The following is a 22,424-nucleotide window of genomic DNA, read 5'->3' as shown; positions in this document are numbered from 1 at the left end:
ATAAAATTTTTATATATGCATACATTTAAAGGAACAGAATACCCATGTTGTACTAGTTTAACTATGGGATTAATAGGAGGGAAGTGGAAAACGGTAATCTTATTTTATTTAAAGGAGAAGACTTTACGATATAATGAGCTTAGAAAAAAGATGCCTACTGTTACCGAAAGAACTTTGAGTTTGCAATTGAAGAAGTTGGAGGAAGATGGTATTATTAAACGAAAGGTGTATGTTTCTAAACCTCCTTTAAAAGTTGAATATTCTTTAACTAGTTTAGGAAAAACATTGATCCCGGTAGTTGATGCTATTGCGAATTGGGGTGTTTTTGTGGTAAATGATTATAAAGAGTAATTTGTTTTAAAGATATATAGAGAAATAAAAAAACGAACCGAAGTCCGTTTGTGTTTTTTATAAAATTTGACACTGTCCAAGCCAACAGTTAAAACCTTCATTCTTAAATATTGGATGGTTTTCCCATCTTTTTTTACAATCCCAAGTAGAGTTACAGGTTCCCCATTTTCCACCTCCTCCATGAACTTGTTTTTGTTCTTTTTTGTTTAACTCTGTTCCTAAGTTTGAAATGTTTTTTAACATAATATAATTTTTTAAGTTTCTCAAAACTAGTGTTTTTGATTTCTTTAGCTCTGGAAAAAACCTTACTTATAGTAAGGGAAAACCTTGTTTCTAAGAGTTTTATAGATGAGATTCTTAGTTTAATTAATATTTAGATGATGTTTTCCAATTCTTTGAGCTTATTATTTATTTTTATTATCCAATCTTTATCTGAAGGTTTAATTATGATTGTTTTAAAACCATATTTTTCTCCTTCAATTCCAACACCTTTTAAATCATCAATATGTATGTGAAAATTAAATGCTGGAGGAAATTTAGAAGCATAACTATTTAGAGAGTTTAAAACTCTTCGATTTTCTTTTTCGTTTATAATTCGACTAACTTTTATTCCATAATATTTTAAAGTACGTCTTATTTTTCTTTTTGAGCGGAATGATGTTGTATAGATATGTACTTTGTGTCCTTGTTTTTGTAAATTAAAAATTAACTTAGATGTTCCTTTTCTTATTTCTTCAATTCCAAATAGTTTTGCAACTTTACTAATGTTTTCAGTTTCAAATTCCTTTCCGTTTGGAATTAATGTACTATCAAGATCGAAGCTTATATTCATTTAATTAATAGTTTTCTATAAAGGTGTAGTTTACTCTTTTGTAAAATGTTTTCTTTTAAGTATTTGTATTCTATTTACAATTATTCCAATATAGGTTGTAAAAATAATTGTATATGAAAAAAAGATAGCCCAGTAGTCCATGATATCACCTTTAAATATGAGTTTGAATTCTTTACTTAAAGCCCAAACAATAGTTATTATTAAAACTGAAAATATTATTAATGATATTAGATTATGTCTTGCTGATTTTGGTTTATAACCTTTTAAAATTTCTTTAGTATATGCAAGTAGTATTCCAATGGTTAGTATGTGTGGTAATGTTAAATTCCAAAAATTATACTTTTCCTCACCTATGTTTCCAAATGTTAGCAAAATAAAAGTAATCGAACCCAAAATAAAGATTGTAAATATAGTACCTGCAAGCCAGATTAATTTTAAAAATATTTCTAATAGGTTAATTTTCATATGTATTAGTAGATTAAAACTTACAAGCTATGGTTTGCATTGACATTTTATCAGAATATTCTTCTTTCCAATAATGTGGATCATTTATATGTCTATATTCCAAACCTTCTATAGTATATTTTTTACTGAAAGGTTTTTCTAGAATTATTAAAATAGAATTCTTTTTTTGCCAACCTTTACTAATTTCTGAAATACTATTTCCATACTTAATTTCATGTTTTAAGATGATTTCTATAGTTGGGTTTATTTCAATATTAAGGTCTTTCACAATAGTTTCTTTTTTAGTTATTTAATTAGTCAAGCTTAGTTCTATAGCTATTAGGTTGTATTTGTCTTTATACTTTTTAATTGCTCCTTTATTTCTCCATGTTTTTTTCCATTTACCTTGAGAAAAAATCCAACTGTTTTTATCTGTGTCTGAAGGTAGGGTTCCTATGTTGGGTTCGTATGAAGTAGCAATGTCTTTTTTCTTTGAATTTTTATAACTGTATTTATATGTATGCTTGTTGTTATCTATAATTAACCATTCTATAGCTATAAAAAAGCCTTTCTTTGGAAATTTAATATTTAGATCTGAAACATTAATTTCTGTGACTTTTTTACCTCTTTTTGCAAAGGTTAAGATGTTCTCGTTGTAAATATAACCTTCTGGTTCTCCTTTTTCGTTTACATCGTAGAGCCTAATATTGAATTTAGCATCTTTTACTTGACTATTTGTTAGGATTCGAATTTTACTTAGAAATGGTGTGTTATCATACTTTTCTTTATATGGAAAGTATCGGGCACTAATCCAAGGGACTTTACCACATGAGAAATAAAAGTTAATTTTTGACCTTCTAAATTTTCCTATTGTTAGCTTTTTGTTTTTCTTTTTAGAGGTAATAATAACTTCATCTAATTGTGTTAGCTGAGGTGTTAATTCAATATTTCTTTTAATAGAATCAGAACTTATCTTTTTGGTTTTATAGCCTATAGCTGAAAGAACAATGATTTTTGGAGTCTTAATTTTTAGTTGAAATTCCCCTTTTTCATTTGATGATGTTCCTATGTTTTCGTTGTTTATCCAAATATTTACAAAGGGAATGCTTTCTTTGGTTTCGCTATCTATTATAACTGATTTTAATTGACTAAAACTTATAGTTGTAATAAATAAAAGCATGAAACATGCTTGATTTCTCATATTGCTAATTTTTTGAAACGAAATATAAAAAGAAATTAAATAAAGGTATTAATAGAAGAGGTTAAACTCTGTTAAAGTTAATTAATTGAGATATATAAATTTCAAATTTAGTTTTTATCTAGGTGTGATTACTTAATTATCTATTATTTTAAAGAATAATTATTTGTAGTTAGGAACTGTATAGTGTCTATTATTAAAATGTAGAATTGGATTGAGAGTTTTATAGTTTTGGTCGCTTGTACCGCAAATTGGGTTGCAATTACCGTAAATTGGGTTAGCAGTTTTATAGTTTTGGTCGCTTGTACCGCAAATTAGGATGCAATTACCGTAAATTGGGTTAGCAGTTTTATAGTTTTGGTTGCTTGTACCGCAAATTGGGTTAAGAGTTTTATAGTTTGGGTTCTTAAAATTTGCTTTTTTATTTAAAAAATGAATAAGTAGGGGGAACCTTACTTTAATTATGGGTTTTCGCAATTTTATGTTTTTTCTTCTTTTTATATTTATGGATATGTTTTAACAAGGCGTAAAATATATAATAATAGAATTTTTTAACCTTTATTAGTTTAGTATTCATGTATTATTATATAAACAAGTTGCCATTAATTAGAAAAAAATGATTTTAACAAAAATTAAAATACATCAATTCAAAGGAGTTTCTGATGAAAAAGAAATAACGATAGATGATTTCAATCTAATTGTCGGACAAAATGATGCGGGAAAATCAACAATTCTTAAATCATTGGATTGTTTTTTAAATTCCAATAATCCTACATCTGACGACTTAAATAATAAATCTGGAAATAACCTAATTACAATAACGCTTCATTTCAACCCATCTAATCAAAGTATTATAATTGACCAAAATATTGAGACGACTTTTGAAGAAGAAGAACTGGTTAATAGCACTAACGAACTCGTAATAAAAAAGGTGTGGGATGTTTCCAAATCTAGAATAACAGCAGACACATTTATAGAGCGAAAACAATATGCTGAAAATGACTTTATTTCTTTAACAGAAGCTCAATTAATGACGGCCTGTGGAAATTTAGGTATTGCAACACAAAAGGCAAACGGAGAAGATTTTAACAATAAAGAAAAGCGACAAAAAATAAGACAGCATAATGTAGATTCTGGAACTGATTTTACATTTGAAGTGGAAAAGCTTCCAACTTCTGGTAGTAATCGCTTCAAAATAATACACGACAGAATTAAAGGAATTCTGCCAAGATTTGAGTATTTCAAAGCAGACACATCGCTATCTGAAACAGATTCAACAATTCAAAAATTCTTTAAAACTTTAGCAATAAAAACACTTGAAGAAGAAATTGACACTTCCGATGTTGAAGACACAATACAAGCAAAACTTGGTGAAGTATTAGAAAAAATTACGACTAAAATCAATGATGTTGTCCCAAGTGAAGAAAATGTCGAGCCAGTAATAGATTTTGATTGGACAAAATTAGTATCTACAAAATTCAAAAGTACAGAAGATGGAACAGAAGTTCCTTTAAGTTCAAGGGGAGATGGTTTCAGAAGAATCACAATAATGGCTTATTTCGAATATCTCGCTGAACAACAAAAGTCTGAACACCAAAAAATAATTTTTGGCTTGGAAGAGCCTGAAACTTTTCTGCATCCATCAGCACAAGAAAGTCTTTTCCATAAACTAATTGCCTTATGCGAAAATGATTACCAAGTTATTGTGTCAACTCATTCCCCTATAATCGTATCTAATAGCAAAAAAGAAAAAATAACCCACATACATAAAACAGGAGGAGCCTATAATGTTGAACAACAAATTGACGATATAACAGCTATCGCAACTGATTTAGGAATAAAAGTTGACAACCAATTTATTTCGCTATTTGACAAAGCAAAAGTTTTAATGTTAGTAGAAGGAATTGATGATGCAAATGCATTAAATCACTTATGTCAAGAATATAAAGCTAATGGTCTTATAACTCACGATTTTACTGAACTTGAAATTGCTATTATACCAATTGGAGGTTGTGACAGTATTAAACATTGGGTCTCTTTAAACCTTCTATCAACTTTGGACAAACCCTTTTTAATTTTTCAAGACAGCGATAAAACAAATGCAGGAGAACAATCACCAACAAAGACTGCATTGGAAAGTTTAGGTTTCGTTGATGGTACTGATTTCATCATTTCAAAGAAAAGAAATTTAGAAAATTATATTTCATCAACTGCATTGAATAGGTTAGTTCCTCATTCGAACACAAATCACGATGATTGGAGTAACGTAAAACAATTGTGTGCTAGACATCAACTAGCAGGTAGACTTGGAGGTCGAGGAGTTGCAGACAGACATTTTAAAAACTTAACTTTTGCTGAATTACGAACTACCTTTTTTGATGGAAATGAAGATGAATTTATTAATATTCATAAACTAGCTGTTTCAAAATTATAATAATGAATTAATGACAAATTATGATTTTCAAACAATATTGTCACCGTTAGATTTTGAATATCTAGTAAGAGATTTATTATCAAAAGAATTGAATATTGAACTTACTTCATTTGCAGAGGGCAAAGATTCTGGAATTGACTTGCGATACGCAAATAATAAATCTAGAAAAACGATAGTCCAATGTAAAAGAGTTAAGACTATTTCAAAAAAACAAATCTTTTCCGAATTACCTAAAATTAAAAAACTCAATCCAGAAAAATACATTTTCGTAGTTTCAAATGATTTAAGTCCTGATAAATTCGACTTCATAAAAGAGACTTTTGGAGATTGGATGGAAAACGATGATAGCATTTATACTAGAAGTAAATTAAACCAACTTTTAGATAAACATAAAAGCATTCATCAAAGGCATTATAAACTTTGGCTTAATACAGCTACCATTTTCAATGATTTAATAAACATACCTTTATTTGAAAGAGCAAAATCACTAATCACAGATTTAAAAAAAGATTATAAATATTATGTCAAAAATGATAGCTTAAAACAGGCGTTTGAAATTTTAAATAATAACCAATTTATAGTTATTAGTGGTATTCCAGGGATAGGTAAAACAACATTAGCGAAACTTGTACTTTGGGAATATTTACAAAGAGGTTTTGAAATTATCGAAATACGTAAAGTTCTAGAAGGAGAACAAATACTTACAGAAGATTCCGATAAACGTCAAGTCTTTTATTATGATGATTTTCTTGGAGAAAATTTTTTAAAATTTGATGTTATTGAAGGTAGGTCAAACGACTTAATACAATTCATTAATAGAATTAAAAATTCAAAAGATAAAATCCTGATAATGACTACAAGGGAGTATATTCTAAATCAAGCAAAGGAGGTTTACGAAAAGTTAGACACAACAGATTTAAATATAGCTAAGCATACCTTAGATTTATCTACTTATAGTAAGAGAATTAGAGCACAAATTCTTTATAACCACTTATTTTATTCGAAAATACCAATAGAATATATAGAGTCAATAATTTCAAACAAGGCATATAAGAAAATTATAAATCATAAAAATTATAGCCCTAGAATCATTGAACAACTCACCACGAAACTTAATAATATTGAAGCTAGCGATTACGCTACTCAATTCATTTATAATTTAGACTATCCATTTGGGATTTGGGCTAAAGCTTTTAATTCTCAAATTTCACAGGGTTCACAATACACTCTATATTCATTACTTTCAATTTCTAATCCGATTCTGTTATCCGACTTTAAAAATGCCTTAAAATATTATTACAACAATGGAACAAAACATAATGAATTAAACTTTAAGCCTTTTGATTTTAAAAACTACCTTAAAGAACTTGAAAACAGTTTTATAAAAATAAATGTAACTGATAAAAATAATCATTACGTAGATTTTCTTAATCCGTCAATTAAGGATTTTTTACTTTCATTTGTTAGAGATGATAAAGACCTTGTACTTTTATTAATAAAATCTTGTCTTTATTTTGACCAATTTATATATACAATTAGATATCTAGCTGTGAATTTTATTGAGGATAATGATGTTATAAATCTTATCAATTCTAAAATACTGGCTGATTTCAACACATTTTCAAACCCTCAAAAAATACACCCAAATCAAAGAGAAACATCAATAGTTGTTTCCTCTCTTCTAAAAATTCATAATCTCAAATTCTATTTTAAAAAATCTAAAGACAAAACTTTAAATCAATTTATCATTGATGAATTTAAAAGTGTTAGTTTACAGCACCTTAACTTTAATCAAGAAAAAAAATATATTGAATTTTATATCGATTATGAAAAAGAACTCGAACTTGAACTTGTTGATATTATTGAACTAGTAGTTAACAACATTAGTTGGTATGACAATGTGAAAAATCTAACATTATTAAGAAGTGTCAATGAAACTACTTTTGACAATTATATGAAAGACAATGAAGAACTGATAAATGAAAAAATAAAGGATTCAGTTTTGAGGGAAATAGAATTTCACGATAATGAAAATGGTTTGGAATATTTCAAAAATTCGTTGACCACAGATATTGATTTGTCATTATACAGTATATCAATAGCTGAATTCGATTCTTATTTTGATGAGAAGTATATAAAAATAGAAGACAGAAAAGATAGTGACGATGAAAAAGAAAAAGTGGAAGTAGACATTGAAAAAATAAACGAAACTGAAGATTATGATGAAGATGAGTTATTTAAAATTGAAATGTTTTGACATAAATAACTGTAGATAACAATATACATGTAAAATAGTATTTTTACTACTAAGATACTGTGTGATTTTTAGATTTAAGGTCGATGATAAATCGAAAAAGTCAGTTTGTATGATTCACTAAATATCATATGCAAATGATTTTAAATCATTTTGCACATATTGTACAATATCTATTGTTAATTACTTTCTTAAATTCTTAACTTGAATAATCTGAGCAGCGATGCTTATTGCTATTTCTTCAGGGGTTTCGCTTTTTATAGAAATACCTATTGGAGCATATACTGTATTTATTTCTTCTTGTGTAAAACCATCTTGTAACAATACATCCCACATAGTTTTTAGTTTGGCTTTACTACCTAAAACACCTATAAACTTATAGTTGTTTTTAAGGAGTTTGCTCAGTACTAATTTGTCATCGGTGTATTTGTTGGTCATAATCGCTATATAACTAGCATTTCCTTCTGGTATGTAGCTGTCAATATTGTTATAGTCAATAATATGTTTTTGATGTGCAAATTTGTTGTTTTCTAAAGTGTTGAGGTTTTCTCTATTGTCAAAAATCACCACATGAAAATCAAGCTTTATAAAGAGTTCAGAAACGGCTACTCCTACATGGCCTCCACCCACAATGTATAAGGTTTCTTTAAAGCCTATGTGCTCTTTGAAAAACCAATCATCTGTCGTGTTTATTTGATAGTCGAATTGATTTTCTAAGGACTTATTTGAAAACGAAAAAGATGTTGGTGTTAAGTTTAAGGCTCCTTTTTCTCCATTTTGCAAACAATTCAGAATGTTTTGAATTGTTGGAATGTGATTGGCATCTAAACAATGAAAAGCGACTGTTTGTTCTCCTGAACAAATCATTCCCGATCCGTCTTTAATGTTTCCTTTGTGTATTTGTTTTTTTATAAAAGTAGGGGAGTTGTTTTCTTGCAGTAATTGTTGTGCTTCCTCTACTAAAGAGAATTCCATAACACCACCACCTACTGAACCGTAGATGAATTTATTCTGTGCAACCAGCATTTTAAATCCTTTTCTACCTGGTGAACTTCCAAAGTTTTCTATGACTGTTAAGACATATACTTTCTGATTGTCTTGAAGCTTATTTAATATGTGTTTCCAGAATTTCATTGTTTTTTTACTATCGTCATTACGAACGGAGTGAAGTAATCTCTATAAAAAGATTGCTTCGTTTTACTCGCAATGACAAGTTAATTAAAAATTGTTTCACTTAGGGCATAGTAAATAGCCATTACTGCTGAAAATATAGCGCTTGCCATGAATCGCCAATCTAAACGAACTTTGTTTTGAATCAGGTAATTGGCTGCGAAAGATATTGGAATGTTTGCTAAAAATGACCAGCATGCTATGATTAACAACTGCTCGTTTATCTGTTCGTAATTACCCGAGAATAATTTAATAAAAGCCAAGTGCCTAAAAATCCACAAGGGATTAAAATAAGCGATAGCCAAAGCTGTTTTTGCTAATGTTTTTTTTACTCCGTTTAAATTTGTTGTTTTCTTATCTATCCAAGCAAAGTAATTGGGGATTTCAAAGGCGTAAATGGTTGCGCCAACTAACATTATTCCGAGGAGTCTATAAATTGAAAACTCATTTAATACTAATGCTGCTATGGAATCTCCCGCACTATAAATTATAGCGCCTTTAATTATATTCTGTTTGGTGTATTGTAGTTTGATAGCTTTAAAAGGGTTTAATTATATGTCTGATTTTAACAACGAATAAATCTCGCTATCTAAAAACTTGCCATTGTAATAATAGTTTTCTCTAAAATAGGCTTCCTGCTTAAAATTGAGTTTTAATAATGCTTTTTTTGAGTTCTCGTTTTCTGGGTTTACATTGGCTTCTAAACTATGTAATTTTAATGTGTTGAAGGCAAAATTGATGAGTGTAAGCATACTCTCTTTCATGTAGCCTTTTCCCCAGTAATCTGGACTTAAAACATAGCCAATTTCTCCTCTAAAGTTTTGTCTATCTAATTTCCAAACACCAAAGTCTCCGATAAGAGTGTTGGTTTCTTTATCAATAATAGTCCAAGTAATTCCTTTCTTTTCGGAGAATGCCTGTTGAATACCTTCAATTCTTTTCTCTGTATCTTCTATAGTTTTAGGAATTTCAGAGTCCATGTATTTTGAAACTTTAGGATGCGATCTAATATAGAGCAAGCTTGCTGCATCTTCTTTTTTGTATTCTGTAAAAAGAAGACGCTCACTTTCTAATTCTGGAAACTTTTCGAAAACAGTTTCGTTTATTGAATGCTCCATGCTATTTCTCGTATAATCCCATTAATACCTTTTCTGGTGTAAATGGCGAATGGAATTTTAATTTATAATTTGGATTGAATTCTTTTACCGCTTGTTGAATGGCAAAATAAACACCAATTCCGTACATTAAAGGTGGCTCTCCTACAGCTTTCGATTTTTGAATTGCCATATCGTTTCCTTGCGTTTCTACTGGTATTGTTTCTACTGTTTTTGGTGCTGAAAAAATATCAGGAACTTTATAGGTTGATAAGGCGTTTGATAATAAACGTCCATCTTTATTGTAGGCAATTTCTTCCATAGTCATCCAACCAATTCCTTGTGCTAGTGCTCCTTCTATTTGCCCTAAATCGATTCCTATATTCATTGATTTTCCAAAATCGTGTACAATTTTAACGGCATCAATTTCATAGGTTCCTCTCAAACAATCTACCGTTGTGGTGGTAATTGCTGTTCCGTATACATGATAGGCAAATGGATGTCCTTTTTCTTTGGTTTTGTCGAAGTGTATGATAGGTGTTGCATAATGTGCGTTTTCAGACAATGCAACACGTTGTAACATAGCTTCTGCTATTAAAGCTTCCCATGTTAGTGATGATTTTTTGTCATCTACAAAAATTACATCTTCTTTAAAGGAAATGTTTTTTCCTTTGGAAGAAAGCATTTCAGTAGCCACTACTGTTAATCTTTCTATTAAAGAAGTACATGCCATTTCAACTGCCTTTCCATTTAAATCGGCAGTAGAACTTGCCGCAGTAGGAGAGGTGTTGGCAACACGTGTGGTGTTGGTAGTTTCTAATTTTAACTTAGTAGCTGAAATTCCAAAAACCGATTGGGCTACCTGTAACATTTTTGTGTTTACACTTTGTCCCATTTCAACAGCTCCTGTTGATATTCCTACACTTCCGTCTTGGTATATATGAATTAATGCACGTGCATGATTCATTGGAGTGTTTGTAAATGAAATTCCGAAGGTAATTGGCATTAACGAAATTCCTTTTTTATATACTGTATTCTCTTTGTTAAAAGACGCTACTTCTTCTTCTAACTTTTCTAAGTCAAATTTATCTTTGGCTGTAAACCACGTATTTTTTGCTTCTACTTGTGTTGCTATTTGCCCGTATGAAAATTCATCATTCTCATCAATTAAATTGGCTTCTTGAATTTGTCTTCTATTCACTCCAATTTTATCGGCAGCATCTGCAATTGCACTTTCAATAACAAACATTCCTTGCGGCCCACCAAAACCACGGAAAGCTGTATTTGGGGGTAAGTTTGTTTTACAGCTAAAAACTGTGGTGCTTACATTTGGAATAAAATAACTGTTTGTTGCGTGGAATAATGTTCGTTCTGCAATGGCTGGCGATAAATCGGCAGCTGCTCCAGAATTTTGTAAGAACTCCACTTCAAATGCTTTTATTTTTAATTCTTTTGTTAGTCCGATTTTATAGAATGAAGAGTAGGGGTGTCGCTTTCCAGTCATGCGTAAATCGTCATGACGGTTTAGCATGTATTTTACTGGACGGTTTAAATGTTGTACTGCAACGGCTGCCATAACAGCCCACGGTGTTGCTTGATCTTCTTTTCCACCGAAACCTCCACCTAATCGAATTACATCTACCTCAATTTTATGCATTGGAATCCCTAATACTTTGGCTGCTATTTTTTGCACCGCTGTAGGTCCTTGGGTAGATGATATTAATTTGATGTTTCCATTTTCTTGCGGAATGGCATAACATCCTTGTGTTTCTAAATATAAATGCTCTTGTCCGTTTGAAAAAGTTTCTCCTTCGTACACATATTCACATTCTGAGAATGTATTTTCTGAATCTCCTAATTTGAATGAACGTGGTGCATTGATAAAACTCTCTTTCTCCTTCGCTTCCTTTGCTGTTGTAATTACTGGAAGTTCTTCAATGTCAATGGTAATTAATGCTCTTGCTTTCTTCGCAATGGCATCACTTTTAGCTACTATAAATGCAATAGGTTGTCCCCAAAAGTGCACTTCATCTTCTGCCCAAAGTGGCTCATCTGGAATGATTCCTCCAATTTGATTTTCTCCTATTACGTCTTTATAGGTAAATATTTTTATAACTCCTTCTAAGGCTTCCGCTTTCGAATAGTCTACCGATTTTATTTTCCCGTGTGCTTTTGGTGAATCGAAACACAATCCGATTAACGCATCTTGTCGTAACATTAAATCGTCTACAAATAGCGATTCTCCTCGAACATGTGTGTAACTGTCTATATTCTTCATCGTCTTCATTAGGCAATTAGTTTATTTAGTTCAACTTGACTAGGAAACAATTCAATAAAATGTGCAAAGAATAATTGTTTTGCTAATAATCGTTTGTATTCTGATGTTCCTCTTACATCACTAATTGGTGATATCTCTGATTGTAAAACTGTTTCTGCTTCTTTTACGGTTGCTGAATCGATTATTTTTCCTGTTAAAAAAGTATTTGTTTTGTATAAATACTTTGGAATTGCTGCTACACCTCCTACAGAGAAATGTGCGTTTGTTATGGTATTGTTTTCAACTGTAATTCTTCCTGCTGCGTTTACACTAGCAATATCTAAATGTGTACGTTTACTTACTTTTTCAAAATTGAAAGAATCGTTTGCTTGTGGAACTTTAAATGAAATGTTTTTTAAAATTTCACCTTCCTGTAAATCGTACTTTTTATAATTTTTATGGAATTCTTGAAACGGAATTTGTCGTTCTAATCCATCTTCTTTTTGAATGGTTAAGGTTGAGTTTAACGCTAAAAAGAAAATAGACATATCTCCAATAGGTGAGGCGTTTACAAAGTTTCCTCCAATCGTTCCCATGTTTCTAATTTGCTCTGAAGAAACTAGCTTTAAAAACTGCTTTAATTTTGGAAACAAGGTTTGTAGTCTTTTGTTTTCTGCTATTTCTGTAACCGTAGTATTCGCTCCTAGTGTACATATTCCTTCTGAAAAAGAAATTCCTTTTAAAGCATTTTGATCTGCTAGTAAATGTACCTCTTCCTCTGCCATTTTATCGGCATGACGTACATAAAGATCGGTTCCGTTTGCGACTTTAACTCCAGTTTTTTCAAAAACCTTTGGTTGTAATTGTGTTAGTTTTTCTGGAATTGTTTCAAAATAATTTGGAATAAAACCTTCTTTGATTAACCATGCTATTTGATGATTGTCATCTTTTTGTTCAAGCTTTTGTTCAATTTCTAAACCAGCTTTCTCTATAGATTTATATCCTGTACACCTGCAAATATTACCACTAATGGCGTCGTTGCATGTATTCGTTTTATTTTGTTCTAAGGCATAACCTGTCATTGAAACCACAAAACCTGGTGTACAAAAACCACATTGGGTAGCGTAATTGTCGGTCATTGCTTTTTGAACGGTATTCAATTCTTTAGGTAAATTGATACCTTCTACAGTAACTATATGTTTTCCATTTGCATTTCCTAAGGGAGAAATACAAGAAGTAATGCTTTGATAAGCAATATTGTTATTATTTAATTCACCAACTAAAACAGTACAAGCTCCACAGTCTCCTTCTCGACATCCTATTTTTGTACCTTTTAATTGTTGTTGTTCTCGAATAAAGTCGAGTAAAGTAACACCCGATTTTTCGGATGTTTTGATAATCTGATTGTTAAGTATAAATTGTATCATATGCAAAGGGCAAGATACGAATTTGTGTGGAGTGTGTAAAAGTTTGTTTTCTAGATTAGTTTCTTTTCCATCCTATAATCTTCAACTGAATGTCCATTAGGAAATGAGTTTACCATAGATTCTGTTATTTTAAATCCATTTTTAAGATAGATGTCAATTGTATTTTGATTTTGTTGATTGACAATTAGTTCAATATTTTCGATACTATTATCTGTTGCATACTGAAAAACATGTTCCAGCGCTTTCTTACCTATTTTTAAGCCACGAAATGTTTTTAGAATATAAAGTTTGCTTAGTATTAGTTTCTTATCTAACTTTTGAATTCCTAAGTACCCTGCGTCTGTATGTTTGTGTTTTAAAAGAAAGTATTTAAAATTATCATTTTTTATTTGATTCTCAATAGCATTTTCTGATTGAAATTGTTCTAAAAAATAACGCGTATGTTCTGCTGGAATTATAGGGTCGTAAACCTCATGTAAAATTATAGCTGCTAATTTTTCAATTATTTTAAACTCAGTTTTTGTTGATGCTTCCTTTATCTCAATCATTTTTTATGAATGTATAATGATTTGTATAAAAAATGGCTACGTGTAATTTTTAAAGTTACAAGTAGCCAGGAGTTTATATATTTCCTTTGATTAAATACTTTTAACGAAATCTAAAAATATTTTTTTGTGCAATTCAAGATCCATATCTGGAGAAAGTGCTACACGAGCAATATAATCTTTGTCTCCTTCTTTTGTTGTTCCTTGAGTTGAGGTTGCTGGAATGGTCCAGTAGCATCCTTTTAACTGTCCGTAACTTACACAGTATTTACTTTCATTTGGAATTTCCGTAATCATTAAGCTAATTAACTTATGATTTAATGCTCTTTTATAAGTTTCTTTTTCTTCTGCTGTATTTCCTTTTGTTGGGAGGTCTAATGAAAATACAGAAGGTGTAAACCCTTGTGCTGCTAATTCTTCTGAGACAAAATTGATTTTAGCTTTAGGTAATGTTTCTTCAATAAAACTAACAAACTCACGTGTGTTTTTATAGGCACCTGCAATTCTTTGTACCATTGAAGGCATTTGTTTTGCTAGTATTTCGTATTGTAAGTCTGTAGCTTCATTATCACAAAGGTTTAAGTGCTTTTCTATTTTATCTAATAATGCATCTGTAGTTTTATTCCCAACACAATAACCCGCAGTACACTTTCCTCCACTAGGGAATTTAGATCCACTTGCAAATGAAATTGTTCTTACGGTTGAGAGTATTTCTCCTTTTCCTAAAAAGTGTACGTTTGGACAAAATGTTTGATCTAAAATGAAAACTGGATCAATAGCAGTTTCTCCCGATGGTGTTGTACGTTTTTTACTTAAGGTTTCTTGTAGTTTTATAAGATTAGGAACTTCTACTCTAGGGTTTGTTGGAATTTCAGCTATGATATATGGTACTGCATCTTCGCTAGCTATTTTATTTAAAACAATCTCAATACTCTGTACCATGTCATTACCTCCATCTACAGGTAAATCTACTATTTCTACATTGTCGATACATGCTGCAACACGTCTTGCTTGGTCATTTGTTCCTCCATAACAGTTTGGTGGTACTACAAATTTAATCGCTTTTCCTTTATGTGTGTCTTTTGCATAGTGAACAAGTCCCATTAAAATAGCATACTGTATAGATAATCCGCTAGAACCTACCAATGCTTTTGTGTTTGAACCAGTAATTGTAGCGATTGAGTTTAAAACGGATGCTTTGTTAGCTGCTACATTATTACCTGTTTGCTTATTTGTAGTGTTTTCGACTAACATTTTTAATGCATCCAAACAATTTGCAGGAGTCATGGCTACAGTTTCTCTACGTCGTACATGCTGTATTTCTGAAATGTAAGATTCGTTTTGTGAACCATTTACTAATAAAATACTTCCTAAACTTGGATATAGATTAATGTAAAAATCAATATTTGAGTTTAGGTTACTTGCACTAACTTTTTCTTGTTCTGAAATAAAAATAGTGCTACCATCAAATTCAGAAATATCAGTTGTATTTTCTACTTGTTTTAAGTCAAAATTATAACCATAAACATGCTGGATAATTTCAGCATCAAATGAATTAGGTAATTTCCCTGTATAAAGAATTTGTGTGCTTTTATTTTCTAATAAGTTTTTTCTTAAAATTGCTAAAACAGGAACTACCTGTGATGAGAAACTAATTACACTTTCTGAATTTAGTTTGTTTATACTAGCCACTCCCCATTCTAATACACAAGATAATGGGTGTCCTAATCTGATATAGTCATACGCGGTAGGTAATTCATTAAGTGCCGATGTTTCAGAGTTATTGTTTTCACATAAAGTTTCAAACTGTTCTGTAAACTGAGTTTTAGCTAACTCTTCATTATATATATCTAATCGATGTGTTGTTATGCTCAACCAATCTGATGGCATATTTTTTAGTACATCTTTTATATAGTTTAAGCTTTTATTGTCTTGCATAATTAGTGCCTTTTAATGGGGTGGCAATATACGCCAAATAGATTTTTTTATAAAGTGTTATATGATGTTTAACAACTCTATAACTTATACGATTTTGTTGGTGTATGGAATTTAATACACCTTGGTTTCTAACCACTTTAAATCTTTAGCAATTCCTTCTAATCCTGGGTAAATCATTCGTTGATTAATTCCGTATTTGAATAATGTTCTTTTTATATCTCTTTTTACTTCTTTTGGAATGATTACTTTTTTCATTTTCTCATGTGTAAACACTTCCTCCGGATTATTATGTATGGTAAATAATCCTGATTGATTTTGAATTCTTGAAGAAATATAAGGAGGTCTGTATTTTTGTACTTTCTTAAGAGTTCCTATTTTAAAAGTATCTGGACTTTGAATTGTACTACATCCCGATAGCATAAACAAAGCTCCATCATTTTCAGGATTGCCTTCTACAGCAAAATAGGTTGCTACTAGTGGATTGTATGACCAATCTAAAAGACGTGTTGGGAGTCCGAAATGTTGTGCTACGGCAAGCCATTCGAGTTCAGAAGTTGGTTTATGTTCTAAATAGGGTAAAGAAGACTCTTTAAATAATTTTAATAATCGTTTTTCTAGTTGTAGTGTTGTTCTTCCATAAAAAGAATCACATCTTCCTAAAGATGTTTTTAATTCGTAGTTGGAATTTGAATGGCCTCTGAAAACAAAATTCTGACTTTCTTTTTCTCTTTCAAACTCCTTTAAGAGTTCATCGAATTTTGCAATTTTTACTTCTGTCATTTTAGTTGTGGGGGATTATTTTATTCTTTTAGTTTCTATATAAAAATTTGCATCAATTTTTATGTTGTTAGAGTTTATCGATTTTGTTTGCCAATTTTCTGTTGGTTTTAATACTTGTAATTTACCATTTACTTTTATGTTTAAAGGCATGTTGAAATCTTTGATTACATTATTCCAACGGTATGATAATTTTTCATTTTCAATTTTATATTCAAAAATAGGTATTTTAATTGTTCGTAAGTACTGATCGAAAACTTTGGTTAGATCTAAATCAGATTTAGTAATTATATAGCTTTCAACTTCTTTAGTTGTCACTGTTTTGTGATAGAACTTCTTGTTTAATCCACGTAAAATATCTCGCCATTTTTCATCATTATTTACTAATTGTCTAATAGTATGTAACATATTAGCTCCTTTATAATACATGTCTCCAGAGCCTTCGCTATTTACATTGTATTGACCAATAATAGGAATGTCGTTTTGAATAGCTCTACGAGTACCAATAACATATTCAGCAGATGCTTTTTTACCATAGTAATAATCTAAAAATAAGTTTTCTGAATAGGCAGTAAAACTTTCATGAATCCACATGTCAGCAATATCTTTATAGGTAATATTGTTGGCAAACCATTCGTGTCCTGATTCGTGTATGATAATAAAGTCGAATTTTAAACCCCATCCAGTTCCAGATAAATCACGTCCTAAATAGCCATTTAAATATTGGTTTCCGTACGTAACAGAACTTTGATGTTCCATTCCTAGATACGGAACTTCTACTAATTTAAATCCGTCTTCATAAAAAGGATATTTTCCAAACCAATGTTCAAATGCTCTCATCATTTTTGGAGCATCTTTAAATTGTTTTTTAGCTTTTTCTAAATTATATTTTAACACATAATAATTCATGTCTAATTCACCGTCTTCTCCTTTGTATTTCTCAGAAAATTGAGTGTAATCACCAATATTGATATTTACTCCATAATTATTAATCGGATTATTTACAAACCAATGATAAGTAGTGGTATTGTCTTTATGATGTTCGGTTTTACGTAATCTTCCGTTGGAAATATTCATTAAGCTTTTAGGAACACGTACGTTAATAGCCATACTATCTACTTCATCGTACATATGGTCTTTGTTAGGCCACCAAACACTAGCTCCTAATCCTTGGCATGATGTTGCTACAAAATGTTTTCCGTTTTTATCTTTTTTCCATGAAAAACCACCGTCCCAAGGAGCGCGTTTTGCTTCTCTTGGTTTTCCTTCGTAATAAATGTCTACAGAATTAATACTTCCAGTTTTTTGCTTTTCTTTAAGCTGAATAAAATGGGCATTTCCTTCAGAAATCACTTTTAGTTCTTTCCTATTTTGTACTGCTTTCGTTATTTTTAAAGGAGCTTGTAGGTCAATTTGTAAAACTTTATACGGTTTTAATACTTTGTATTGGACCGTGTTTTTTCCTTGAATAAGCTTTTTATCAGGATCTACTTGAACATTTAAATTATAGTAAGTTAAATCCCACCAAGAACGTTCTTTAGTAATACTTCCACGTAAAGAATCTTGACGTGTAAAGTTCTTAGAGTGATTGAAAAGGGAAGTTTGTGAAAAAGAGAAATAAGAACTTAATAAAGTTAAAGTAACGAGTATATATTTTTTGCGCATAATCACTAATTAAAATGCTAATATAAGTGTTTAATGTTTTTTTTATTGATGCTTTCTTTTAGATATTTGCTTAAAATTATATCAATGTCTAAAGTTATATTTATAACAGGAGCTTCATCAGGAATAGGGAAGTCAATAGCAACTTACTTACATAATAATAAGTACACTGTTTATGGTACGAGTAGAAATCCAGATAAATTAAAATTACCTTTTGCTATGGTTGCCTTAGATGTTACTGATGAAGTTTCGATAAAAGAAGCCATAGAAAAAGTAATTACTAAAGAAGGTAGAATTGATGTTTTAATTAATAACGCAGGGAAAGGAATTACTGGACCTATAGAGGATACTCCAACTGATGAAATGCGTGCCAATTTCGAAACAAATTTTTTTGGAGCTATTGATGTAATGAAGGCTGTGTTACCAAGTATGAGAGCGCAAAAAAGAGGATTGATTATAAACACTACTTCTATTGCAGGTTATATGGGATTGCCATTTAGAGGAATTTATTCAGCAAGTAAAGGAGCTTTAGAATTGGTAACCGAAGCATTGAGCATGGAGGTAAAGCAATTTGGAGTTAGAATTGTAAATGCTGCTCCTGGTGATTTTGCAACGAATATAGCAGCAGGTAGATATCATACTCCCGTTTTTGAAGAGTCTGCATATAAAGAAAAGTATGCTGAAAACTTAGCGTTAATGGATTCACATGTTAGTTCTGGTGAAGACCCGTTAATTATGGCGAAAGCGATTCATCAGATTATAAAAAATAAAAACCCAAGAATACATTATAAAATAGGTGGCTTTATGGAGAAATTTTCTATTGTTTTAAAACGAATATTGCCAGATAAAGTCTATGAAAAATTATTAATGAATCATTATAAGCTATGAGAATAGCTATTACAGTAGTATTATTTTGGTATTCTTTAATAACTTCCGCACAAGAGATAGAAGGAAAGTGGTTAGTGAGTCTTGGGAATAGTCTTGATGTAAATTCAGTTCCGACTGTGTATATTATAGAGTTTAAGAATGGAGCTGTAAAATCATATGGTTTTGATGGTTCCTTATCAATAATAGATCAGGGACGTTATTCGATTATCAAGGATAGCATAAAAATTTATTATGATAAACAGACTGTAGTGAGGCCTTATCGATTTATTAAAGAAAATATGCTAGAGGTAGATTATGTACTTAATAATAATGGAAATAAATCTATTTATTCCATACTCTATGTGAAAATAATTCCTACGATTACCAAACTAACAAAAGAAGAAATAGAGGAGAGTATATATGGAACTAGTATAGGTGTTGTTGACTTTGATAAAGACCTTGAGAAATATAAAGGAGAAATTAAAAAAGAAAATCAAGACTTTTTTAAGGAAAAGTTCTTTGTTCAAAAAATAGATGAAACTTTTGTGATTTCTACATATAGTGCAGGAAAAATAAAAGATGTAGCATTAGTAAAGGTAGTAAATTCTAAAGAAATGATTTTGTTTGGAGTTCGTGTAGACTCTAGTGAAATGGTTTTGAAAAATATGAATAGTAAAAATTAAATATTTACGAGTAGTAATAAATTACATTAAGGTAAGTATCTTTGTCCTTTAAATAGTTTTATAATAGAACACAACTTTTTTAAATTTATATAAATGAAATTTTTTATTGATACAGCTAATTTAGATCAAATTAGAGAGGCGCAAGCTTTAGGGATTTTAGATGGAGTAACAACAAACCCATCTTTAATGGCTAAAGAAGGAATTACAGGAGAAGAAAATATTATCAATCATTACAAAGCTATTTGTGAAATTGTTGATGGAGATGTTTCTGCTGAAGTTATTTCTACTGATTTTGAAGGAATGGTAAAAGAAGGTGAAGCTTTAGCTGCTTTAAACCCACAAATCGTGGTAAAATTACCAATGATTAAAGACGGTGTTAAAGCTTGTAAATATTTTTCAGATAAAGGAATTAAAACAAATGTAACATTGGTATTTTCTGCAGGGCAAGCATTATTAGCTGCAAAAGCAGGAGCAACATATGTTTCTCCATTTATTGGACGTTTAGATGATATTTCTACAGATGGGTTAAACTTAATCGCAGAGATTCGTCAAATTTTCGATAACTATATGTACGAAACTCAAATTTTAGCTGCATCAGTACGTCATACAATGCATATAATAGATTGTGCTAAATTAGGATCTGATGTAATGACAGGGCCTTTAAGTGCTATTGAAGGATTGTTAAAACACCCTTTAACAGATATTGGTTTAGCTAAGTTTTTAGCAGATTATAAAAAAGGAAATTAATCAACATAAGTTGATTTTATTATAAAATGTCATTTTAAAGTTGCTGCTTTAGAATGACATTTTTAAACTAAAATAATGTTCCCAAAAAAAGAACTTGCACAATTAGTAATTTCAGCATGTAATCAATTTAATATTGATACGGTTGTTATCTCACCAGGATCAAGAAACGCTCCGTTAACGATAGGGTTTTCAAATCACCCTACTATAGAAACATTAAGTGTTGTTGATGAGCGGTGTGCTGCTTTTTTTGCTATGGGAATCGCGCAGCAAAAACAAAAGCCTGTAGCAATAGTTTGCTCATCGGGTTCTGCATTGTTAAATTATTATCCTGCTATAGCAGAAGCATTTTATAGTAATATTCCTTTAGTGGTGATTTCTGCCGATAGACCTAAGCATTTAATTGATATAGGAGATGGTCAAACAATTCGTCAGGAAAATGTTTTTAAGAATCACATTTTATTTTCTGCTAATTTAATTGATGAAGAAGGTGAACTAGAAAATAATTCAGGCTTATTAATTAAAGCTTTGGAAACTTCAGTTTTGAATAAAGGACCTGTTCATATAAATGTACCATTTGATGAACCTTTATATGAAACGATTTCTAATTTAAAATCTTTTGATTTTCCAAAAACTGCTTTAAATCAGAATGTGAAATTACAAAATGACTATACGGAATTAATTAGTAGGTGGAAGTCTTCTACCAAAAAAATGATTTTAGTTGGAAGTAATTTTCCAGACACAGAATTACAAAATGTTTTAAGTAAATTAGTAAGAGATGAGTCTGTTTTAGTTTTAACAGAAACAACTTCAAATTTATACCATCCAAAGTTTGTTAACTCTATAGATAAACTTATTTTTCCTTTGATAGAATCTGAATTTTTAGATTTACAACCCGAAGTTTTAATCACTTTAGGAGGGATGGTGATTTCTAAAAAAATAAAACAGTTTTTAAGAAAATATCAGCCAACTGAACATTGGCATATTGACGAATTAAAAGCAATGAATACTTATCATTGTTTGTCTGAACATATAAAAGAAAAGCCTATTCATTTTCTTAATACCTTATTAACGATACATGGAGAAATATCTGATGAAGGAGGTGAGGCTTATCAGAATAAATGGCTAACTAAAAATAAAAGTAGGGCTATAAAACATACTGAGTATTTAGTAAATACGGTATATTCAGATTTAAAAGTTTTTGAAACTATTTTAAAATCTATGCCAGATGCTTCTCAAGTACAAATAAGTAATAGTTCTACAATTCGATATTCTCAGTTGTTTAATTTAAATCCAACATTAAAAGTTTTTTGTAATAGAGGAACAAGTGGTATAGATGGAAGTACAAGTACGGCAATTGGAGCTGCATTTGCTACTAAAGAAATAACTACTTTTATTACAGGAGATTTAAGCTTTTTTTATGATAGTAATGCTTTATGGAATAGTGATATTCCAAAAAACTTTAGAATTATTATCTTAAATAATGCTGGTGGTGGAATTTTTAGATTTATTCCAGGTCCATTGACTACTAATGCGACTGATTATTTTGAAACACCACATAGCTTAACAGCTGAGCATTTGGCAAAAATGTATAATTTTGATTATACAGCTGTTTCAAATTTAGAAGAATTAAATATTGGATTGAATGATTTATATTTAGAATCAAATCAGCCAAAAATAATGGAGATATTTACTCCAAAAGAAATAAATGACGTAGTTTTAAAGAACTATTTTAAAAACTTATAAA

General features: G+C 30.3%; 21 protein-coding genes. 7 read left to right on the top strand and 14 right to left on the bottom strand.

Annotation, left to right across the window (positions count from 1 at the left end; translation table 11 throughout):
- The first annotated feature begins 15 nt into the window (after positions 1–15).
- Positions 16–351, top strand: coding sequence for a helix-turn-helix domain-containing protein (locus Q0881_RS15245; protein WP_299162074.1), 336 nt, complete (start codon positions 16–18; stop codon positions 349–351).
- 57 nt (positions 352–408) lie between these two features.
- On the opposite strand, the gene Q0881_RS15240 is transcribed toward Q0881_RS15245, so the two are convergent.
- The 5 genes from Q0881_RS15240 to Q0881_RS15220 all read right to left on the bottom strand — a co-directional run bounded on the left by Q0881_RS15240 (position 409) and on the right by Q0881_RS15220 (position 2,828).
- Positions 409–594 carry a hypothetical protein gene (locus tag Q0881_RS15240; protein WP_299162071.1) on the bottom strand — a complete coding sequence of 62 codons (186 nt, stop codon included), beginning with the start codon at positions 592–594 and terminating at the stop codon, positions 409–411.
- A 130-nt stretch (positions 595–724) separates the two neighbouring features.
- The gene (locus Q0881_RS15235; protein WP_299162068.1) at positions 725–1,183 is read right to left on the bottom strand and encodes an HAD family hydrolase; all 459 of its coding nucleotides are present in this window, start codon (positions 1,181–1,183) and stop codon (positions 725–727) included.
- A gap of 30 nt (positions 1,184–1,213) precedes the next feature.
- Positions 1,214–1,648, bottom strand: a complete 435-nt coding sequence (locus tag Q0881_RS15230; RefSeq protein WP_299162066.1) for a hypothetical protein — start codon at positions 1,646–1,648, stop codon at positions 1,214–1,216.
- A 13-nt stretch (positions 1,649–1,661) separates the two neighbouring features.
- Positions 1,662–1,916 (bottom strand): hypothetical protein, encoded by a 255-nt coding sequence (locus Q0881_RS15225; RefSeq protein ID WP_299162063.1) that lies wholly within the window; start codon positions 1,914–1,916, stop codon positions 1,662–1,664.
- A 21-nt stretch (positions 1,917–1,937) separates the two neighbouring features.
- Positions 1,938–2,828, bottom strand: coding sequence for a carboxypeptidase-like regulatory domain-containing protein (locus Q0881_RS15220; RefSeq protein ID WP_299162060.1), 891 nt, complete (start codon positions 2,826–2,828; stop codon positions 1,938–1,940).
- A gap of 613 nt (positions 2,829–3,441) precedes the next feature.
- Between Q0881_RS15220 and Q0881_RS15215 the strand changes: the two genes are divergently transcribed.
- Both Q0881_RS15215 and Q0881_RS15210 read left to right on the top strand, forming a co-directional pair.
- Complete coding sequence (locus Q0881_RS15215) at positions 3,442–5,259, top strand: AAA family ATPase (RefSeq protein ID WP_299162058.1); 1,818 nt, start codon at positions 3,442–3,444, stop codon at positions 5,257–5,259.
- 10 nt (positions 5,260–5,269) lie between these two features.
- On the top strand, positions 5,270–7,516 hold the full coding sequence (locus tag Q0881_RS15210; RefSeq protein WP_299162056.1) for a restriction endonuclease: 2,247 nt from the start codon (positions 5,270–5,272) through the stop codon (positions 7,514–7,516).
- Positions 7,517–7,696: 180 nt separating this feature from the next.
- On the opposite strand, the gene Q0881_RS15205 is transcribed toward Q0881_RS15210, so the two are convergent.
- The 9 genes from Q0881_RS15205 to Q0881_RS15165 form a co-directional block, all read right to left on the bottom strand.
- Positions 7,697–8,647: an XdhC/CoxI family protein gene (locus Q0881_RS15205; RefSeq protein ID WP_299162054.1), complete on the bottom strand. Its 951-nt coding sequence runs from the start codon at positions 8,645–8,647 to the stop codon at positions 7,697–7,699.
- A gap of 80 nt (positions 8,648–8,727) precedes the next feature.
- The gene (locus tag Q0881_RS15200; protein ID WP_299162052.1) at positions 8,728–9,099 is read right to left on the bottom strand and encodes a hypothetical protein; all 372 of its coding nucleotides are present in this window, start codon (positions 9,097–9,099) and stop codon (positions 8,728–8,730) included.
- Between the two features lie 135 nt (positions 9,100–9,234).
- On the bottom strand, positions 9,235–9,801 hold the full coding sequence (locus Q0881_RS15195) for a GNAT family protein (RefSeq protein ID WP_299162050.1): 567 nt from the start codon (positions 9,799–9,801) through the stop codon (positions 9,235–9,237).
- A 1-nt stretch (position 9,802) separates the two neighbouring features.
- On the bottom strand, positions 9,803–12,064 hold the full coding sequence (locus tag Q0881_RS15190) for a molybdopterin cofactor-binding domain-containing protein (protein WP_299162048.1): 2,262 nt from the start codon (positions 12,062–12,064) through the stop codon (positions 9,803–9,805).
- Positions 12,064–13,461, bottom strand: coding sequence for an FAD binding domain-containing protein (locus tag Q0881_RS15185; RefSeq protein WP_299162046.1), 1,398 nt, complete (start codon positions 13,459–13,461; stop codon positions 12,064–12,066). The genes Q0881_RS15190 and Q0881_RS15185 overlap by 1 nt, the downstream gene beginning before the upstream one ends.
- Before the next feature lie 50 nt (positions 13,462–13,511).
- Positions 13,512–14,009: a GNAT family N-acetyltransferase gene (locus tag Q0881_RS15180; protein WP_299162044.1), complete on the bottom strand. Its 498-nt coding sequence runs from the start codon at positions 14,007–14,009 to the stop codon at positions 13,512–13,514.
- A 90-nt stretch (positions 14,010–14,099) separates the two neighbouring features.
- The gene (locus tag Q0881_RS15175; RefSeq protein WP_299162042.1) at positions 14,100–15,944 is read right to left on the bottom strand and encodes a cystathionine beta-synthase; all 1,845 of its coding nucleotides are present in this window, start codon (positions 15,942–15,944) and stop codon (positions 14,100–14,102) included.
- A 111-nt stretch (positions 15,945–16,055) separates the two neighbouring features.
- Entirely contained in the window at positions 16,056–16,724 is a 669-nt protein-coding gene (locus tag Q0881_RS15170; protein ID WP_299162040.1) for an FRG domain-containing protein, read from the bottom strand.
- A gap of 15 nt (positions 16,725–16,739) precedes the next feature.
- Positions 16,740–18,386, bottom strand: coding sequence for a M1 family metallopeptidase (locus Q0881_RS15165; protein WP_299162038.1), 1,647 nt, complete (start codon positions 18,384–18,386; stop codon positions 16,740–16,742).
- An 84-nt stretch (positions 18,387–18,470) separates the two neighbouring features.
- Between Q0881_RS15165 and Q0881_RS15160 the strand changes: the two genes are divergently transcribed.
- From Q0881_RS15160 to menD, 4 genes are all read left to right on the top strand, one after another.
- Positions 18,471–19,271 carry an SDR family oxidoreductase gene (locus tag Q0881_RS15160; protein ID WP_299162036.1) on the top strand — a complete coding sequence of 267 codons (801 nt, stop codon included), beginning with the start codon at positions 18,471–18,473 and terminating at the stop codon, positions 19,269–19,271.
- Positions 19,268–19,933 (top strand): hypothetical protein, encoded by a 666-nt coding sequence (locus Q0881_RS15155; protein ID WP_299162034.1) that lies wholly within the window; start codon positions 19,268–19,270, stop codon positions 19,931–19,933. The genes Q0881_RS15160 and Q0881_RS15155 overlap by 4 nt, the downstream gene beginning before the upstream one ends.
- Positions 19,934–20,026: 93 nt before the next feature.
- The gene (gene fsa, locus Q0881_RS15150) at positions 20,027–20,680 is read left to right on the top strand and encodes a fructose-6-phosphate aldolase (protein ID WP_299162032.1); all 654 of its coding nucleotides are present in this window, start codon (positions 20,027–20,029) and stop codon (positions 20,678–20,680) included.
- Between the two features lie 75 nt (positions 20,681–20,755).
- A complete protein-coding gene (gene menD / locus Q0881_RS15145; protein WP_299162030.1) occupies positions 20,756–22,423 on the top strand; it encodes a 2-succinyl-5-enolpyruvyl-6-hydroxy-3-cyclohexene-1-carboxylic-acid synthase in 1,668 nt (555 codons plus the stop codon).
- Position 22,424: the final 1 nt, after the last annotated feature.

The organism is uncultured Tenacibaculum sp., from assembly GCF_947494125.1.
GTDB lineage: Bacteria > Bacteroidota > Bacteroidia > Flavobacteriales > Flavobacteriaceae > Polaribacter.
The sequence above is the reverse complement of the archived record's forward strand: the minus strand, read 5'-3'. Positions and strand labels throughout refer to the sequence as shown.